Raw genomic sequence first — 15,669 nt, 5'->3', positions numbered from 1 at the left:
TGCAGGTGTCAAACTGCTAAGCTCCTTTATTCGTGATTAAGCCATGTTGATAAACGCTAGCAGTGTACGGACAGACATGACAGCCAAGATTACAAATACACCGACAGTGATATATGTAAAAATCCGTTGAGATTTTGGCGTTACAATAAGTCCCCATCTTACTGCAAAAGACCATAAACCATTAGAAAAGTGGAAAATTGCTGATAAAACACCAACCATATAGAACACGACCATAAATGGATTAGATAAAATATCAACCATCATATTGGCATTGACATGAGCTCCAAAGAAAACCTGAATCCTTGTTTCCCATACATGCCAAACAATGAATACGACCGTAATAATACCTGTAATCCTTTGCAGAGCAAACATCCAGTTACGGAAGTAGCTATAGCTGCCAACTGAATATTTAGCAGTAAACGCAATATAGATTCCGTATACGGCATGGTAAAGAATTGGCAATGCAATTATAAAGATTTCAAGCGCTGTCCTAAAAGGCAATGCCTCCATAAATGCAGCTGCCTTGTTAAAGGCTTCGGGCCCCCTGGTTGCAAAATTGTTAATGACCAGATGCTGAACCAAAAATAGTCCCACTGGCAAGACCCCTAGTAAAGAATGCAACCTGCGATAGTTAAACTCGCGATGACTCTCCATTGATTTACCCCTCCCTCTTAATGTAAAAAAAATCACTGAATAGCTGGTGTGCATCTTTACAGTGCAGGCTATTCGTAAATAATTGCCGCAGGTCATCTATATGCTGCAATTATCTCTCCCATTAACCTATCAATAGACATATTTTTTGCTAAGTAAATAGGTTAATAGTAAAAATACAAATAAAATTCCACATATTCTTACAACTATGTGACGGTTTTATTTTACTCCTAACAATGGAACAGCGTCAAGAAAACGGATACACCGTATTTCCAATAATCCCTATAGAAGGAAAATAATGCGTCGTTTAATACTAATCTAACAACATGTACGGGCCAGATGATGGAAATTAATAATTAGTGTTGCAAGTGACACCCTATATAAAGCTATAATATTAGTAAGAAAGAGGGGAGACCATGGCAAAAGAAGAAAAAATCGAAGAAAATGCGCCTTCCATTGAAAATGGACCATTAATACCGGCTTTTGGCTATGAATTAATTAGAGAATTTCTATTAGATGACTTACTAGGAAAAGAGGGACCTCAGCTGCTTTACTGGGCTGGAAAACAACTAGGAAGAAGGTTCCCGCTTTCAACCATAGATGAGACGATCGCTTTCTTTAGAGATGCAGGCTGGGGCAATCTCCGCGTCGTGAAGGAATCAAATGATGAAGTGAAATGGGAATTATCAGGAGAATTGATTCAAAGAAGATATGCAATCAATGAGCACGCTAATTTTCAATTGGAGGCAGGTTTCTTAGCTTTCCAGCTTGAAAACATGAAAAAAGTTGTATCAGAAGCCTATGAGGAACAGAAAAAAAGAGCGAATATTGTATATTTCACTGTAAAAACAGACAATAAGGATTTTCTGTAACTTGAAAGGGAAAAAACCGCCAACATTTTGTTGGCGGGTTTTATTTTTGTTCATCCAGCTTTTCTTTCAATGCCTTAGCGCTTGCTTCTGGAATGCCGAGGGAAGTGAAATCAGACAACTCGGCTTCTTTCATTTTCTTCAAGGATCCAAAGTGCTTAAGTAAAAGCTTTTTCCGTTTCTCTCCAATGCCCGGAATGCCATCAAGCGTGGATTGGAAGGTGGATTTCCCTCTAGTCTGGCGGTGAAAGGTTATCGCGAATCGGTGGACCTCATCCTGAATCCGCTGCAATAAGTAGAATTCTTGACTTGTGCGTCCGAGCGGGATAATTTGAAGCGGATTCCCAAAGAGCAATTGCGAGGTCCGATGTTTATCGTCCTTCGCCAGCCCAGCAACCGGAATCTCTAGTCCATATTCATCCTCCACTACCTCGCGGACAGCCTCGATATGCCCTTTCCCTCCATCAACGATAATCAAATCAGGAAGCGGCAGATTCTCGCGCAGCACACGTGCATACCGCCTCCTAACTACCTCACGCATGGATTCATAATCATTTGGTCCTTGGACAGTCTTAATCTTATATTTTCTGTACTCATTACGGGCTGGTTTTCCATCAATAAACGTTATCATTGCTGAAACAGGATCCACACCTTGAATATTAGAGTTATCGAAAGCTTCGATACGATGCGGCGTATAGATTCCCATAGCTTCCCCAAGATTCTCTACAGCCTTGATTGTCCGTTCCTCATCCCGTTCAATCAAGGAGAATTTCTCCTGCAGGGCAATCCGTGCATTCTTCACGGCCAGCTTGACCAAATCCTTTTTCTGGCCCCTCTTTGGCTGGGTCACCTTCACATTAAGAAGCCCTTCAGCAAGCTCAAGGTCAACATCATTGGTCAGGAGAACCTCCTGAGGCTTAAAGTGATTTGGCTGCTCATAGAATTGTCCAAGGAAGGTCAGCAATTCCTCTGCCGGGTCATCATAGAATGGGAATAAGGATACATCCCGTTCTATCAGCTTCCCTTGGCGGACAAAGAATACTTGCACGCACATCCAGCCCTTATCAACCGCGTAGCCAAAAACATCGCGGTCTGCCAAATCACTGAATTCAACCTTCTGCTTCTCCATTGTCGCTTCTATATGGGAGATTTGGTCGCGATATTCCTTCGCACGCTCGAAGTCCAGCTCATCTGATGCCTTCAGCATATTCTCATGCAATTCCTTCTTAATATCCTTAAAGCCCCCATTTAGGAAACGGGTGATCTGTTCTGTCATTTCCTTGTATGTCTCTTCCTTTACTGGCTTCTCGCATGGAGCCAGACATTGGCCGATATGATAATAAAGACATACCTTTGAAGGCAAGGTCGTACATTTACGAAGAGGATATAGCCGGTCTAGGAGCTTCTTCGTTTCGTTAGCGGCGTACACGTTCGGATACGGACCAAAATATTTCCCTTTATCTTTCTTTACATTGCGGGTAATAATGAGACGCGGATGACGTTCAGCTGTAATCTTAATGAATGGGAAGCTCTTATCATCCTTGAGCATGATGTTGTATTTCGGGTCATATTTCTTAATGAGGTTCATCTCTAGGATGAGGGCTTCCATATTGGAGCTTGTGACAATGTATTCAAAGTCCTCTATTTCTGCAACCAGCCGCTGGGTCTTTCCATCATGCGAGCCGGTGAAATACGATCGGACCCTGTTCTTCAGCACTTTTGCCTTGCCGACATAGATGACGACGCCTTGGCGGTCCTTCATCAAATAACAGCCCGGCTGGTCGGGCAAAAGCGCCAGCTTATCCTTTATATGCTGCTTCAAAAAGGGTTCCCCCCTCTGGTTATCGTGTAATTCAGGCATAGCCTGGTATATCTTCAAATAGAATATTGAGTTACCTTTAGTATATACCGTTAGATAGGAGTCTTTCATAAGAAAAAGACCCCGGCTGCGCCGAAGTCTTTCCATCCTTATTAAGCGTGTTTAGAGATTAAGTTAACAAGCGCTTCTTTTGGCTGGAAGCCAATCACTTTATCCACAACTTCTCCGTCTTTGAAAAGGACAAGAGTCGGGATGCTCATGACACCAAATTTAACCGCTGTTTCTTGGTTCTCATCAACGTCTAATTTGACGATTTTTACTTTATCGGAAAGCTCTGCATCAATTTCTTCTAAAACAGGTGCAATCATTTTACAAGGTCCGCACCAAGGAGCCCAAAAGTCAGCTAAAACCAAGCCTTCGCTTGTTTCAGTTACAAATGTTTGATCCGTAACGTTAGAAATTGCCATATTTGTTAACCTCCTAAAAACTACATAAAGTATAACTCTAAGTGGAGTATACCACTGATTATTATAGGATGCTACTGTATTGCTCGATTATCCACACGCATGAAAATGTTTCCGTTTTCCACAAAAAAGACCGGCTCAATCAGCCGGTCGTTCGGTTTCCATTAAGATTTAACGAGCAATGCTTTAATCTCTTCCGTTAACAGCGGCACAACCTCGAACAGGTCGCCTACGATTCCGTAATCCGCTACTTTGAAAATGTTTGCTTCAGGATCCTTGTTGATTGCCACGATAACCTTGGAGTTAGACATACCAGCTAAATGCTGAATAGCTCCAGAGATTCCGCAAGCAATATAAAGATCCGGTGTTACGACTTTACCAGTTTGTCCGATTTGCAGGGCATAATCGCAATAGTCAGCATCACATGCACCGCGGGAAGCTCCGACAGCACCGCCGAGGACATCAGCCAATTCCTTTAATGGCTCAAAGCCTTCTGTACTCTTCACGCCGCGTCCGCCTGCAACGATCACTTTCGCTTCAGAGAGATCCACGCCCTCTGTCGCCTTTCTCAACACTTCCTTAATAACCGTGCGCAAATCTTTAATATCCACAGATAAGGATTGGACATCCCCTGAACGGCCCGCGTCATGCTCAAGCGGATTGATATTGTTAGGACGGATCGTAGCAAAGATGATACCGTCTGTCACAACACGTTTTTCAAATGCCTTACCGGAATAGATTGGGCGAGTGAAAACGATGTTTCCGCCTGCTTGTTCAACCGCAATCGCATCGGAAATTAATCCAGAACCTAATTTTCCGGCTACACGCGGGGCAAGATCCTTTCCTAAGGATGTATGTCCCAAAATGATTCCTTCAGGAGACTCCTGGTCAATGACAGCCATTAAGGCTTGTGTATAGCCGTCAGAGGAATATTGTTTAAGCTCTGCATGCTCAACTACGATGACGCGGTCTGCACCATAATGGATTAATTCTTTGCCGGCCTCAGCCACTGATTCTCCGAATACGACGCCGATTACTTCACCGCCTTCAGAAACTGTCTTTGCTGCAGCGACCGCTTCAAAGGATACATTACGTAGAGAAGAATCTCTTGTTTCTCCTAAAACGATAACTTTTCTGGACATAATTTTACCTCCCGTTATTTTCCCTTTATGTTCGTTGCCTTAAATGATTAGATGACTTTCGCTTCAGAACGGAGCAATTGAACAAGCTCTTTCACTTGATCAGGAATATCGCCTTGAAGGACTTTACCTGCTTCTTTTTGAGGCGGCAGGTAGATTTCGATGCTCTTCGTTTTCGCTTCAACATCGTCCTCCTCAAGATCTAAATCATCAAGCTCCAGCTCTTCAAGCGGCTTTTTCTTCGCTTTCATGATCCCTGGCAGGGAAGGGTAACGCGGCTCGTTCAAGCCTTGCTGTGCCGTAATTAATAAAGGCAGGGATGTTTCAATGATCTCTGAATCTCCTTCAACATCCTTGGTAACGGTTACATTAGTTCCGTCAATTTCAAGCTTCGTGACAGTTGTGACATAAGGGATATCAAGCAAACCAGCTACACGCGGGCCGACCTGTCCTGAACCTCCGTCGATGGCCACGTTACCGCCGATGATTAAATCTGCATCTTGTTCCTTCAAATATTCAGATAGAATCTTAGCTGTTGTATATTGGTCACCATCTTCAACATCATCTTCAATGTTGATCAGGACTGCTTTATCTGCTCCCATAGCAAGTGCTGTGCGAAGCTCCTTCTCAGCATCTTCTCCGCCAACCGTTACAACGGTTACCTCGCCGCCTTGTGCGTCACGCACTTGAATAGCTTCCTCTACCGCATATTCATCATAAGGATTAATGATAAATTCTGCGCCATCTTCCTGAATTCGGCCATTTGATAAAGAAATCTTCTCCTCTGTATCAAATGTTCTTTTCAACAACACATAGATATTCATGTAAGGCCCTCCTATTTGTTCGTATGAAATATGAAGATCTAATTCTAGCAAACTTGATGTATATTCACTCCCTGCCTGGAAAATCCAGTCAGGATGCTGTTAATGAAATTATTCGATATTAGGTTCTTATTTCCCTTTAAATATCGGTGAACGTTTTTCGATAAATGCACTTATACCTTCTTTTGCATCCTCTGTTCCAAAGATTTCGCCAAAATACTCAGCTTCCTTTTTAACACCCTCATAATACCGCTCATGCTTTCCATAATTGATCAGCTGAATGGTCTTATCAAGCGCAATCGGACTCTTGTTCGCAATCTTTTCAGCAAGCTTCTTCACGGAATCCATGAATTCTTCTTCCTTAAACGCTTTGTTGGCAACCCCCCAGGCGACAGCATCAAGACCGGAAATCGGTTCAGATGTGAACATCATCTCTGCCGCTTTCGCCGGTCCTGCAAATCTCGTCAATCGTTGAGTGCCGGCATAGCCCGGAATCAATCCAAGCTGAAGCTCTGGCAAGCCAAGCTTGGCCGTTTCTGTCACATAGCGTAAATGGCAGGACAGAGCCAGTTCTAATCCTCCGCCAAGCGCGGCTCCATGTATAGCTGCAATTACTGGTTTTTTGAATGTTTCGATTCTTTCAAACAGTTTTTGCCCTTTTGCTGAAAGCTGCGCAAATGCTTCTTCAGATTCCACGGTTGTGAATTCTTTAATATCAGCACCCGCTGAGAAAAACCTTCCTTCCCCATGTAAAACTACAGTACGAATATCGTCCTGCTCCTCAATTGTATCAAGCATAGAGGATAAATCCTGCAGTAATTCTGATGCCAAGGCATTGGCAGGCGGCCTGTTAATTGCCACATAGGCCACCTGATTCTCCTTGTGCAAATGTAAAGTATTCATACTAGCCATCTGCCCCTTTACTTTACGATTTAGCTCCAAGACCCTTGATGATGAGCTCATGTACAGGCCTTGCCTGCTTCACAAGATCATATTTCTGCTCATTCATCACCCAAGTGGTGACAATCTCATCCAGCGTTCCAAACACCATATGTCTAGCCAGGCGGATATCCAGGTCTTGATGAAACTCCCCTTGCTCGACCCCAGTAACGAGGATGGAATCTACAAGCTTCAAATACCCTTTCAGGACATCATTGATCTTGTGCCTAATCTCTTTATTGGATTGTCTTAATTCAAGCTGGGTAACAATGGCCAGATGCTTATCCTCAAATAGAATCTCGAAATGCTTGCTAATCAGGACAAGCATCTTTTCCTTCGCACTTGTTACCCGAGCCATTTCTTCATCAATATTGGAGATAAAGACTCCGAGCTTCTCCTGAAACATCGAAATCAAAATATCCTCTTTGTTTTTGAAATATAAGTAAATTGTTCCATCTGCCACGCCCGCTTGCTTTGCAATCTTGGAGACTTGTGCTTGATGGTAGCCGTTTTCGGCAATGACGATGACGGCTGCATCAATAATCTGTTTGTATTTTGGGCGGTCCTTCTTCATCCTGCGTCCTCCTCTGACAAAAATGAATGAATCATCATTCATAATTTCATATTAGTCGCGGATTGAAGGAAAGTCAAGAAAAAAGCCAGTAATTCTAGCTTATGCCTCTTTTTTGTCATTGGCAAGTTTTTGTCTCTCTTCATCTACAAGCGCACGGCGCAGAATCTTCCCAATCGCTGTCTTTGGAAGTTCATCACGGAATTCATACAAACGCGGCACCTTAAATGCCGCCAAATGCTTACGGCAGTATTCATTCAACTCTTGCTCGGTCACTTCACTGCCTTCCTTTAAAACAATATAAGCTTTGACTGTTTCACCGCGGTATGGATCTGGCACACCAGCTACAACAGCCTCTTGAACAGCCTTATGCTCATACAATACTTCTTCAATCTCACGAGGATAAATATTAAATCCGCCTGCTATAATAATATCTTTTTTCCGGTCCACCACATAGAAGTAGCCTTCCTCATCCATATAGCCCATATCACCGGTTAACAGCCACTCCCCTGAGAAAGCGCTTTCGGTTTCATCCGGACGATTCCAGTATCCTTTCATCACTTGAGGACCTTTAATGGCAATTTCACCGATTTCACCAGCAGGAAGAGGTTCATGATTCTCCGATGATAATACGGCAACATCTGTGCTCGGCCATGGCAATCCAATGCTTCCCTTCTTGCGCGGTCCATCCCAGAGAAGATTGGCATGAGTAACAGGAGAGGTTTCTGTTAGTCCGTATCCCTCGACAAGCTTTCCGCCCGTTACCTTTTCAAATTCCTCTTGGACTTCCACTGGCAGGGCAGATGATCCGCTGATACAGGCATCAATGGATGATAAATCATATTTAGCGATATCTGGATGGTTCAGCAACCCGATATACATGGTCGGTGCTCCTGGAAATAAGGTTGGACGCTGCTTTTGGATCGTCTTTAACGTATCTGTTGCATCAAATTTCGGCAGGATAATCATTTTGTGGGCTTTCATGACGGATAGAATCAAAACGGTTGTCATTCCGTATACGTGGAAGAATGGCAGTAATGCCAGCACTCTTTCTTCCCCTTCCTTATACTTATAGAGCCAGGCATCACACATCTTTGTATTCGCAACAAGATTATTATGCGTCAGCATGACTCCTTTCGGAAAGCCTGTCGTTCCTCCCGTATATTGAAGCAGAGCCAGGTCGTTCTCCGGGTCGCCCTCATACTGAATATCCTCTTTTGAAGCCGTTTTCAAAATTTCCATAAACAAATGATGGTTGCCCTCATGCTTGACCTTGACGACGATGCCATATTGCTTCTTCTGGATGAATGGATAAATCATGTTCTTTGGGAAAGGCAAAAAGTCTTTGATGGCAGTGACGATGATGTGTTCAACGCTCGTGTTCTTGATGGCACTTGAAACGCGGGGGAATAGGATATCGAGTGTAAGAATGACCTTTGCGCCGGAGTCCTGAAGCTGGTATTCCACTTCCCTTTCCATATAGAGAGGATTGGTCTGAACGACAATACCTCCAGCCATTAACGTACCATAATACGCTATGACCCCTTGCGGCAAATTCGGCAGCATGATTGCAACACGATCACCCTTCTCGATTCCGATATCCTTCAGGTAATGAGCAAATTGCAAGGCATGCTCATACAGTTTCTGATAGGACATTTCCGTTCCCATGAAATGAATGGCGTTCTTCGTTGGATACTTACGGGCTGAATCCTTTAAATAATCAGGAATTAAATTCTGTCCATACTCGATGCTTTTTGGGATTTCATCTGGATATTGCGTATACCACGGTTTTTCTTCCAACAATGTAAAAACCTCCCTAAAAAAGCTATTTTTCCTATTTAATTATAGTATAGTGAGAATAGTATGACAATATTTTACGAAAGACGACCCGTCAAAAGTCTCAATTTACAGGAGATAAACAATTATTCCCTCGAATAATAGAGGAAAATCACTCAAAAAGAAAGAAGGAAAGAAGGAGCAGTCAAACATTAGAAGTATCAAAGTTGAAGGGAGCTTATTTCAAATGGATAAACAAACCGTTCTCGAAGATTTTCAGCATTACTCTCCGTGGCTTTCCTTATTAGAGGATATGGAAGAAGAGACTTGGACTATGCCAATTGCACCAGATAAATGGTCCTGCGGAGAAATCATTACTCATATTACAAAATGGGATAACTATCTTCTCTCTGATGTCATTCCTTCAATCAAGCTCGGCGAAGACATGTCCTTCCCAGAATTTGATTCTTTTAATGCCGCTGCAGCAGCCTATGCTCGATCAGGACTATCAAAGGAGGAACTTCTTCAAGAGGCGAGGGAAACGAGAGAACGCCTTATAAGCGAATTGTATGAGCTGCCGGCAGAACTGCTTTATAAGCCAGTCTCATCTAACGGAGAAACCCATTGCCCTCATACCGGCACACCCTATTCCCTCCTTTTCATCATCACAGACTTTACCTGGCATGACCGTCATCATCAAGAACAGATTGAGACATTCTGGGAGAGGAATCCTGTGTATATCAAGCAGGCCGGGCTGGAAAATATGGAGGGCGTTTCTCATCTCTTTGATGCCTATAGAATGTTTTATAACCAAGCCTCCAACCAGAACGGAGCGAAAGACTTTCTTAAGGAGCGTTTGAAGAGGCAGGAATGCGTCCTATTCTTTGCCGGCGGGCGACAAGGATATCTCGGCTTTATCCAGCTTTATCCCTCCTTTTCTTCGATTTCCATGCAAAGAACTTGGATTCTAAATGATCTTTATATTCACCCCGACGCAAGAAACAGAGGAGTAGCGGCCAAGCTATTAAATTACGCGCGAGAATTTGCCGTTCAGACAGGCGCGAAGGAAATCACCTTATGCTCAGCCGTTACAAATGAACCAGCTAAACGGCTCTATGAGAAACATGGCTATAGAGAGGATACTCATTTCAACTATTATGAACTTCTTCTGCAAGAGAAAGGGTAAGAAAGCCTAGCCTACTTACCCCGCCAATCTATTAGATTATGATAGGTCTTGCACCCTGCTCCGGAACTTTCGGAGGATACTAACGTAGTCCTCCGGCTTTTCAAAATGAAAGCCATGCCCGGTTTTGACATTGACCAGCTCGCAGTCTCTCATAAGGCTTCGGGCTTTTTCAGCATCTTTTCCATCCATGGCAGCTAATAATACACCATTTTCATCATATTTCCACTTTGTATGAATGAGTACCGTTGGGCAGACGATGCTTTCTAGCGCCTTAGCATGATCAAAGTTTCGATGCCAGGTTGCATCATAAAAGCAGTTGCCGAATTCAGGATCATAATTTAGGAGGCCCCTCAATGCCTCATTTAAGGATGCCGGCAGGAAGAAGAGATACAATGGGCAATCAGGATGCTTTTTACGATAGGACTTAGCATAGTTCACAATCCTCTGCTTCCCGTTCTTGAAGAAACGAATCCAGGCGGAGTGCTCGATATAGTAGGAGGAAAAGTCAGTCTCCTTCGTCTGGTTCAAGAAATTATGGCAGGTCAAGCTCATATCGAGATAAGCAAAGTTTTTCTCATTGTACCGTTTGGCCTCTGAAGAAAAAAGCGGCTGGTCCTCAAGCACAGCACCTTTGACTAAATCAGGCCGATTGGCCGCAAGCCATACAGCAAGCAAACCTCCAGAGGAATGACCGGACACAATTACAGGCTCTTTCACAACCTCTTCAATGAATCTTGCAAAATCGGTTCCCATTGCCTCTGCTGAGTATTTATACGGATTCTTATTGGAATGGCCATGGCCATGACAATCAATCGCATAAACATGATAGATTTTTGACAAGGCAGGCAGGACCTTGAAATAGCTTGTCCAATCCACCGATTGCCCATGAATTAACAAAAGGGCAGGCCCGTTAGCAGGCCCTTCGGCATAATGGAGAATATCCCCGTCAATGATGATCTCTTTCTCTTTAAAACCAGCTTGGACAACTTTTTTCATTCCGCGTTTCACATATCTTGGCATGATGATCGAATCCCTCCCTGGATGACTTGAAACTGCACATATTCCTTTATGTACCCTTTATGAAAGAACCCCAAATACACAATAAATTCCATACAAAAATACCCTATAGAAGACAAAACTCGTTTGTTTTCCATAGGGTATTTCTTTACGCTATAACCGTCACATAGATGATTCCCACCAGAACAAATAAAGCTGACACTACTAGCAGCACTTTCGCCAATGTCTCCATAGGTTCCTCCCGTTAAGCCCCTTTATTTTAGCTCCACAATCGTTACACCGGTTCCGCCCTCAGATGCTTCCCCAAAGCGCATTGATTTCACGGAACGATGGTTCTTCAAATAATCCCTCACTCCTTGGCGCAAGGCTCCAGTACCCTTTCCGTGGATAATGGACACGCGCGGATAACCGGCTAGCAAGGCATCGTCTATATATTTCTCAACCCGCGACAGCGCGCTCTCATAGCGCTCACCGCGAAGGTCCAGTTCCAGGTTAACGTGGAAGTCCTTCCCTTTCACACTCGCAATCGTTCTTGTCTCAACAGGCTTTGGACTGCTCTTGAATTCAAGATCCTTTTCCTTGACCTTCATCTTCAAGATACCCATTTGGACATTCCATTCATTATCCGATACCTTCTCAAGCAAGGTTCCTTTTTGACCGAAAGACAGCACCTTAACCTCATCCCCCGGCTTAAGGGTTCTTTGCGTTTGGCCGCTTCCTGTTTTTCTGACTTGCTTTGTCAGCTCCGGCTTGGCATCTGTCAACCTGCGCTTCGCCTCAATCAGCTCATGCTCCTTCACTTCGGCGTTTTTCTCTAAACGGAGCTTTCTAAGGTCGCTGATGATTCCCTCTGCTTCCTTCTCGGCCTGGCTGACAAGCTCTCTTGCCTCCTGTTTAGCCTTCTCGATTAAGGCATCCTTCTTCTCATAGTATTCCTTCATTTCTTCTTGAAGGTCCTTATGAAGCCGTTCAGCATTTTTCAAGTATGCCTCAGCCTCTTTCCAATCCTTCTCCGCTTCTCTTCGGGAAGTCTCCAGTGAAGCAATCATATTCTCCACTTTATTGGATTCCACACCGACCATGCTTCTCGCATCGCGGATAATGCGGTCGCTTAGGCCAAGCTTCGTTGAAATCTCAAAAGCATTGCTTCGCCCCGGCACACCAATTAAGAGGCGGTAAGTCGGGCTGAGCGTTTCAACATCAAACTCCACACTCGCGTTAATGACGCCCTCTTTATTGTAGCCGTATGCCTTTAGTTCAGGATAATGAGTTGTCGCAATAACCTTCGCTCCGCGGGTATGGACCTCATCAAGAATAGCAATTGCAAGCGCTGCACCTTCCTGCGGGTCTGTCCCTGCCCCGAGCTCATCAAACAGTACAAGGCTCTCGAAATCGAGCGTTTCGAGAATCTCCACAATATTGACCATATGAGAAGAGAAGGTACTCAAGCTTTGTTCAATCGACTGCTCATCACCGATATCCGCATACACGGAACGGAAGACAGCAAGCTCGGATCCCTCCTGTGCCGGTACCTGTAAGCCGGACATCGCCATCAATGTGCAAAGACCAACCGTTTTTAGGGTGACTGTTTTACCCCCAGTATTCGGACCCGTGATGACCATTGTTCCGTAAGTTTCACCCAGAATGATATCGTTGGCCACGACAACCTCGGGGTCAATTAAAGGATGACGGGCACTCTTCAATTTAATGATGCCCTTATTGTTCATCAAAGGCATGGTCGCTTGAATCGCCCTCGCATATTTTGCCTTCGCGAAGGCAAAATCAAGGGCAGCAAGAATTCCAACATTAGACAGGATTTCCTCTGAATGCTCCCCAACCATATTGGATAGATTCGTCAGGATTCTCTCCACCTCACGCGCTTCCTTAATACGAATATCTGATAAAGAGTTATTCAATTGCACAATGGATTGCGGCTCAATGAATAAGGTTTGCCCTGAGGCAGATTGATCATGAATGATTCCGCCGTAATGACTTCTATATTCCTGTTTGACCGGGATAACGAAACGGTCATTCCGAATGGTAATAATGGCATCAGAAAGCATTTTAGCCGCATTGCTTGAGCGAATCATGCTTTCTAGTTTTTCACGCACCCTTGCTTCATTCGTCCGTAATTGCTGTCTTAACGAGCGCAGAGTATCGCTTGCGGAATCAAGGACCTCTCCATTGTCACCAATAGCGCCATTAATTTCCTTCTCAACATCATGCAAGGTAACCAATTCATCCTTATACGCATATAAAATGGGCAATTCAATTTCGTTCTCTTGCATATCCTCGAGGAACTTGCGGATATTGCGTCCCGCACGAAGCGTGCTCGCCGTCTCCATTAATTCGGTCGCGCTGAGCACCCCGCCAATTCGTGCCCGCTTCATTGAGCCGCGAATGTCAAAGATGCCCCCAAGCGGAACGGAACCTTTTAAGCGGTAAACCGTTCTTGCTTGGTCCGTCTCTTCCTGTGAATGCTTCACTTCCTCTAAAACAGCGTTTGGAAGGAGGTGACGGCATAAATCCTTCCCTAAGCTTGAGGACGCATGCTGTTCAAGCTGTTCAATAATCTTGTTATATTCTAATGTCTTTAATACTTTTTGCTGCATGGAGAAAAATCCTCCCCTTAATCTATAGTCAGTCATTCCGGTTCAAAAATGACAGCAGTTGTTCCTCCGTACGCGCATTCAGAACTGTCTCCTTCTTAAGCCAGCCCCTCTTGGCGTTTGCGATGCCCACTTCCATATTATCAAGCATTTCCATGCTGTGGGCATCCGTATTGATGACAATTGTGACGCCTGCCTCCTGTGCCTTTTTGACATTTTTCGCTGCCAGGTCAAGACGATTTGGATTGGCATTCAATTCAAGCGCTGTATTCGTTTCAGCTGCCAGCTGAATCAATGCATCCATATCTACATCATACCCGCCACGTCTGCCAATCACCCGTCCAGTCGGATGGGCGATGATGTCTACATGCTTATTCATGAGGGCAGTCTTCAGCCGCTCCATAATCATATCCTGCGGCTGTGAGAAGGAGGAATGGATAGAGGCAATCACAAGATCGAGCTCACTAAGAAGCTCATCATCGAAATCAAGCGTTCCATCCGGCAGGATATCCATCTCAATCCCGGATAAAATCATGATATCATCATATTCTTCATTCAGCTTGCGAATCTCTTCTTTCTGTTTCCTGACTCGCTCAGCCGTCAACCCGTTTGCTACCTTTAAATACTGGGAGTGGTCCGTAATTGCCATATAGCGATAGCCCTTCGCACGGCAGGCCTCCACCATCTCACGCAGCGTCTGGGCACCATCACTCCAAGTCGTATGCATATGAAGGTCTCCCTTAATATCCTCTTCCTGGATGAGTGGATAATCCTTCGTAAACTTCTCGATTTCCGTTCCATCCTGTCTGAGCTCCGGCGGAATAAACGGCAATCCGAAATGGGCGAACATCTCCTCTTCCCGTTCAAAGGTCAAAACAGCACCTGTTTCCAGGTTCTCAACCCCATACTCACTGACCTTTTCTCCCCGGTCTTTCGCCAATTGACGCAATCTCACATTATGGTCCTTCGATCCGGTAAAGTAATGGAGAGCTGTAACAAATTCCTCCGGTTTCACCATCCGGAAGTCAACCGCAATCTCATGGTCATAGGAAAGAGCGAGTGACACCTTTGTATCTCCGGCCGCAACAATATGGTCGATATGCTCAAATGCCAGAATTGCCTCTTTAATTTTGCCCGGTTCATTTGTGGCAATAATAAAATCCAGATCCTTAATAGTCTCTCGGCCTCGTCTGATACTTCCAGCCCGGGAGAAACGGATAATTTCCTTCATCCCTTCAAGCCGGCTTTCAATATCCTCCACAATCGGAAGCATAACAGCAAGAGGGAGCCTGTCCGGCTTTGTATTCATCGTCTTGATAGCCTCTAAGATATTCTCCTCCGTTTTCTTGCCGAACCCTGAGAGTGCGGACACTTTCCCTTCTTCACAGGCAGCCTTCAGCTCTTCTGCATTCGTGATATGTAATTCCTTATAGAGCTTAGCAATTTTCTTGCCGCCTAGGCCTTGCAGCCTCAAGAGAGGAATCAATCCCTTTGGAACCTCCTCCTGCAGCTCTTTCAGCACTTCTGAGGCCCCTGTCTCCAAATACTCGGTAATTACCGCAGCCGTGCCTTTGCCAATGCCGGATAGCTTGGTAAAATCCTCGATTTCTGTGATGCTCCGGTCGTCAATTTCCAACGCCTGTGCAGCCTTACGGAAGGCAGATACCTTAAACGGGTTCTCCCCCTTTAATTCCATATATGTCGCAATCGTTTCCAATAATTTAATGACGTCTTTTTTATTCACGCTCATCCTAATCACCCACCCGTACGTTCTTAATGTTAAAGATACCGTTAACTATTATTATATA

At 44.4% G+C, this 15,669-nt stretch carries 13 protein-coding genes; 2 read left to right on the top strand and 11 right to left on the bottom strand.

Annotation, left to right across the window (positions count from 1 at the left end; genetic code table 11):
• Positions 1 to 36: 36 nt before the first annotated feature.
• The gene (locus AC622_RS04375; RefSeq protein WP_049669941.1) at positions 37 to 654 is read right to left on the bottom strand and encodes a succinate dehydrogenase cytochrome b558 subunit; all 618 of its coding nucleotides are present in this window, start codon (positions 652 to 654) and stop codon (positions 37 to 39) included.
• A gap of 413 nt (positions 655 to 1,067) precedes the next feature.
• Here AC622_RS04375 and AC622_RS04370 point away from each other — a divergent pair, with 413 nt between their 5' ends.
• The gene (locus AC622_RS04370; RefSeq protein ID WP_049669940.1) at positions 1,068 to 1,523 is read left to right on the top strand and encodes a YslB family protein; all 456 of its coding nucleotides are present in this window, start codon (positions 1,068 to 1,070) and stop codon (positions 1,521 to 1,523) included.
• A gap of 40 nt (positions 1,524 to 1,563) precedes the next feature.
• On the opposite strand, the gene uvrC is transcribed toward AC622_RS04370, so the two are convergent.
• The 7 genes from uvrC to AC622_RS04335 all read right to left on the bottom strand — a co-directional run bounded on the left by uvrC (position 1,564) and on the right by AC622_RS04335 (position 9,076).
• Positions 1,564 to 3,342 carry an excinuclease ABC subunit UvrC gene (gene uvrC, locus AC622_RS04365; RefSeq protein WP_049669939.1) on the bottom strand — a complete coding sequence of 593 codons (1,779 nt, stop codon included), beginning with the start codon at positions 3,340 to 3,342 and terminating at the stop codon, positions 1,564 to 1,566.
• A 149-nt stretch (positions 3,343 to 3,491) separates the two neighbouring features.
• Positions 3,492 to 3,806: a thioredoxin gene (gene trxA, locus AC622_RS04360; RefSeq protein ID WP_049669938.1), complete on the bottom strand. Its 315-nt coding sequence runs from the start codon at positions 3,804 to 3,806 to the stop codon at positions 3,492 to 3,494.
• 161 nt (positions 3,807 to 3,967) lie between these two features.
• Complete coding sequence (locus AC622_RS04355; RefSeq protein ID WP_049669937.1) at positions 3,968 to 4,945, bottom strand: electron transfer flavoprotein subunit alpha/FixB family protein; 978 nt, start codon at positions 4,943 to 4,945, stop codon at positions 3,968 to 3,970.
• Between the two features lie 47 nt (positions 4,946 to 4,992).
• Positions 4,993 to 5,766 carry an electron transfer flavoprotein subunit beta/FixA family protein gene (locus AC622_RS04350; RefSeq protein WP_049669936.1) on the bottom strand — a complete coding sequence of 258 codons (774 nt, stop codon included), beginning with the start codon at positions 5,764 to 5,766 and terminating at the stop codon, positions 4,993 to 4,995.
• A gap of 126 nt (positions 5,767 to 5,892) precedes the next feature.
• Positions 5,893 to 6,666, bottom strand: a complete 774-nt coding sequence (locus AC622_RS04345) for an enoyl-CoA hydratase (RefSeq protein ID WP_049669935.1) — start codon at positions 6,664 to 6,666, stop codon at positions 5,893 to 5,895.
• Between the two features lie 22 nt (positions 6,667 to 6,688).
• Positions 6,689 to 7,276 carry a TetR/AcrR family transcriptional regulator gene (locus AC622_RS04340; protein ID WP_049669934.1) on the bottom strand — a complete coding sequence of 196 codons (588 nt, stop codon included), beginning with the start codon at positions 7,274 to 7,276 and terminating at the stop codon, positions 6,689 to 6,691.
• Between the two features lie 99 nt (positions 7,277 to 7,375).
• A complete protein-coding gene (locus AC622_RS04335; protein WP_049669933.1) occupies positions 7,376 to 9,076 on the bottom strand; it encodes a long-chain-fatty-acid--CoA ligase in 1,701 nt (566 codons plus the stop codon).
• Between the two features lie 220 nt (positions 9,077 to 9,296).
• Between AC622_RS04335 and AC622_RS21595 the strand changes: the two genes are divergently transcribed.
• Positions 9,297 to 10,235, top strand: a complete 939-nt coding sequence (locus tag AC622_RS21595; RefSeq protein ID WP_082197012.1) for a GNAT family N-acetyltransferase — start codon at positions 9,297 to 9,299, stop codon at positions 10,233 to 10,235.
• Positions 10,236 to 10,271: 36 nt separating this feature from the next.
• Here the strand turns inward: AC622_RS21595 and AC622_RS04325 are convergent, their stop codons facing one another.
• From AC622_RS04325 to polX, 3 genes are all read right to left on the bottom strand, one after another.
• Entirely contained in the window at positions 10,272 to 11,255 is a 984-nt protein-coding gene (locus tag AC622_RS04325) for an alpha/beta fold hydrolase (RefSeq protein WP_049669932.1), read from the bottom strand.
• Positions 11,256 to 11,506: 251 nt separating this feature from the next.
• Positions 11,507 to 13,864: an endonuclease MutS2 gene (locus AC622_RS04320; protein WP_049669931.1), complete on the bottom strand. Its 2,358-nt coding sequence runs from the start codon at positions 13,862 to 13,864 to the stop codon at positions 11,507 to 11,509.
• 28 nt (positions 13,865 to 13,892) lie between these two features.
• Positions 13,893 to 15,611, bottom strand: a complete 1,719-nt coding sequence (gene polX, locus AC622_RS04315; RefSeq protein ID WP_049669930.1) for a DNA polymerase/3'-5' exonuclease PolX — start codon at positions 15,609 to 15,611, stop codon at positions 13,893 to 13,895.
• Between the last annotated feature and the right edge of the window lie 58 nt (positions 15,612 to 15,669).

This window comes from Bacillus sp. FJAT-27916 (assembly GCF_001183965.1).
Taxonomy (GTDB): Bacteria; Bacillota; Bacilli; order Bacillales; family Pradoshiaceae; genus Pradoshia.
The sequence above is the reverse complement of the archived record's forward strand: the minus strand, read 5'-3'. Positions and strand labels throughout refer to the sequence as shown.

Excerpts from the sequence above, each read along its gene's own strand:
- AC622_RS04375 (WP_049669941.1), bottom strand. The coding sequence starts at position 654 with ATGGAGAGTCATCGCGAGTTTAACTATCGCAGGTTGCATTCTTTACTA.
- AC622_RS04370 (WP_049669940.1), top strand. The coding sequence starts at position 1,068 with ATGGCAAAAGAAGAAAAAATCGAAGAAAATGCGCCTTCCATTGAAAAT.
- polX (WP_049669930.1), bottom strand. The coding sequence starts at position 15,611 with ATGAGCGTGAATAAAAAAGACGTCATTAAATTATTGGAAACGATTGCG.
- AC622_RS04345 (WP_049669935.1), bottom strand. The coding sequence starts at position 6,666 with ATGAATACTTTACATTTGCACAAGGAGAATCAGGTGGCCTATGTGGCA.
- trxA (WP_049669938.1), bottom strand. The coding sequence starts at position 3,806 with ATGGCAATTTCTAACGTTACGGATCAAACATTTGTAACTGAAACAAGC.
- AC622_RS04320 (WP_049669931.1), bottom strand. The coding sequence starts at position 13,864 with ATGCAGCAAAAAGTATTAAAGACATTAGAATATAACAAGATTATTGAA.
- AC622_RS04325 (WP_049669932.1), bottom strand. The coding sequence starts at position 11,255 with ATGCCAAGATATGTGAAACGCGGAATGAAAAAAGTTGTCCAAGCTGGT.
- AC622_RS04355 (WP_049669937.1), bottom strand. The coding sequence starts at position 4,945 with ATGTCCAGAAAAGTTATCGTTTTAGGAGAAACAAGAGATTCTTCTCTA.
- AC622_RS04350 (WP_049669936.1), bottom strand. The coding sequence starts at position 5,766 with ATGAATATCTATGTGTTGTTGAAAAGAACATTTGATACAGAGGAGAAG.
- AC622_RS04340 (WP_049669934.1), bottom strand. The coding sequence starts at position 7,276 with ATGAAGAAGGACCGCCCAAAATACAAACAGATTATTGATGCAGCCGTC.
- AC622_RS21595 (WP_082197012.1), top strand. The coding sequence starts at position 9,297 with ATGGATAAACAAACCGTTCTCGAAGATTTTCAGCATTACTCTCCGTGG.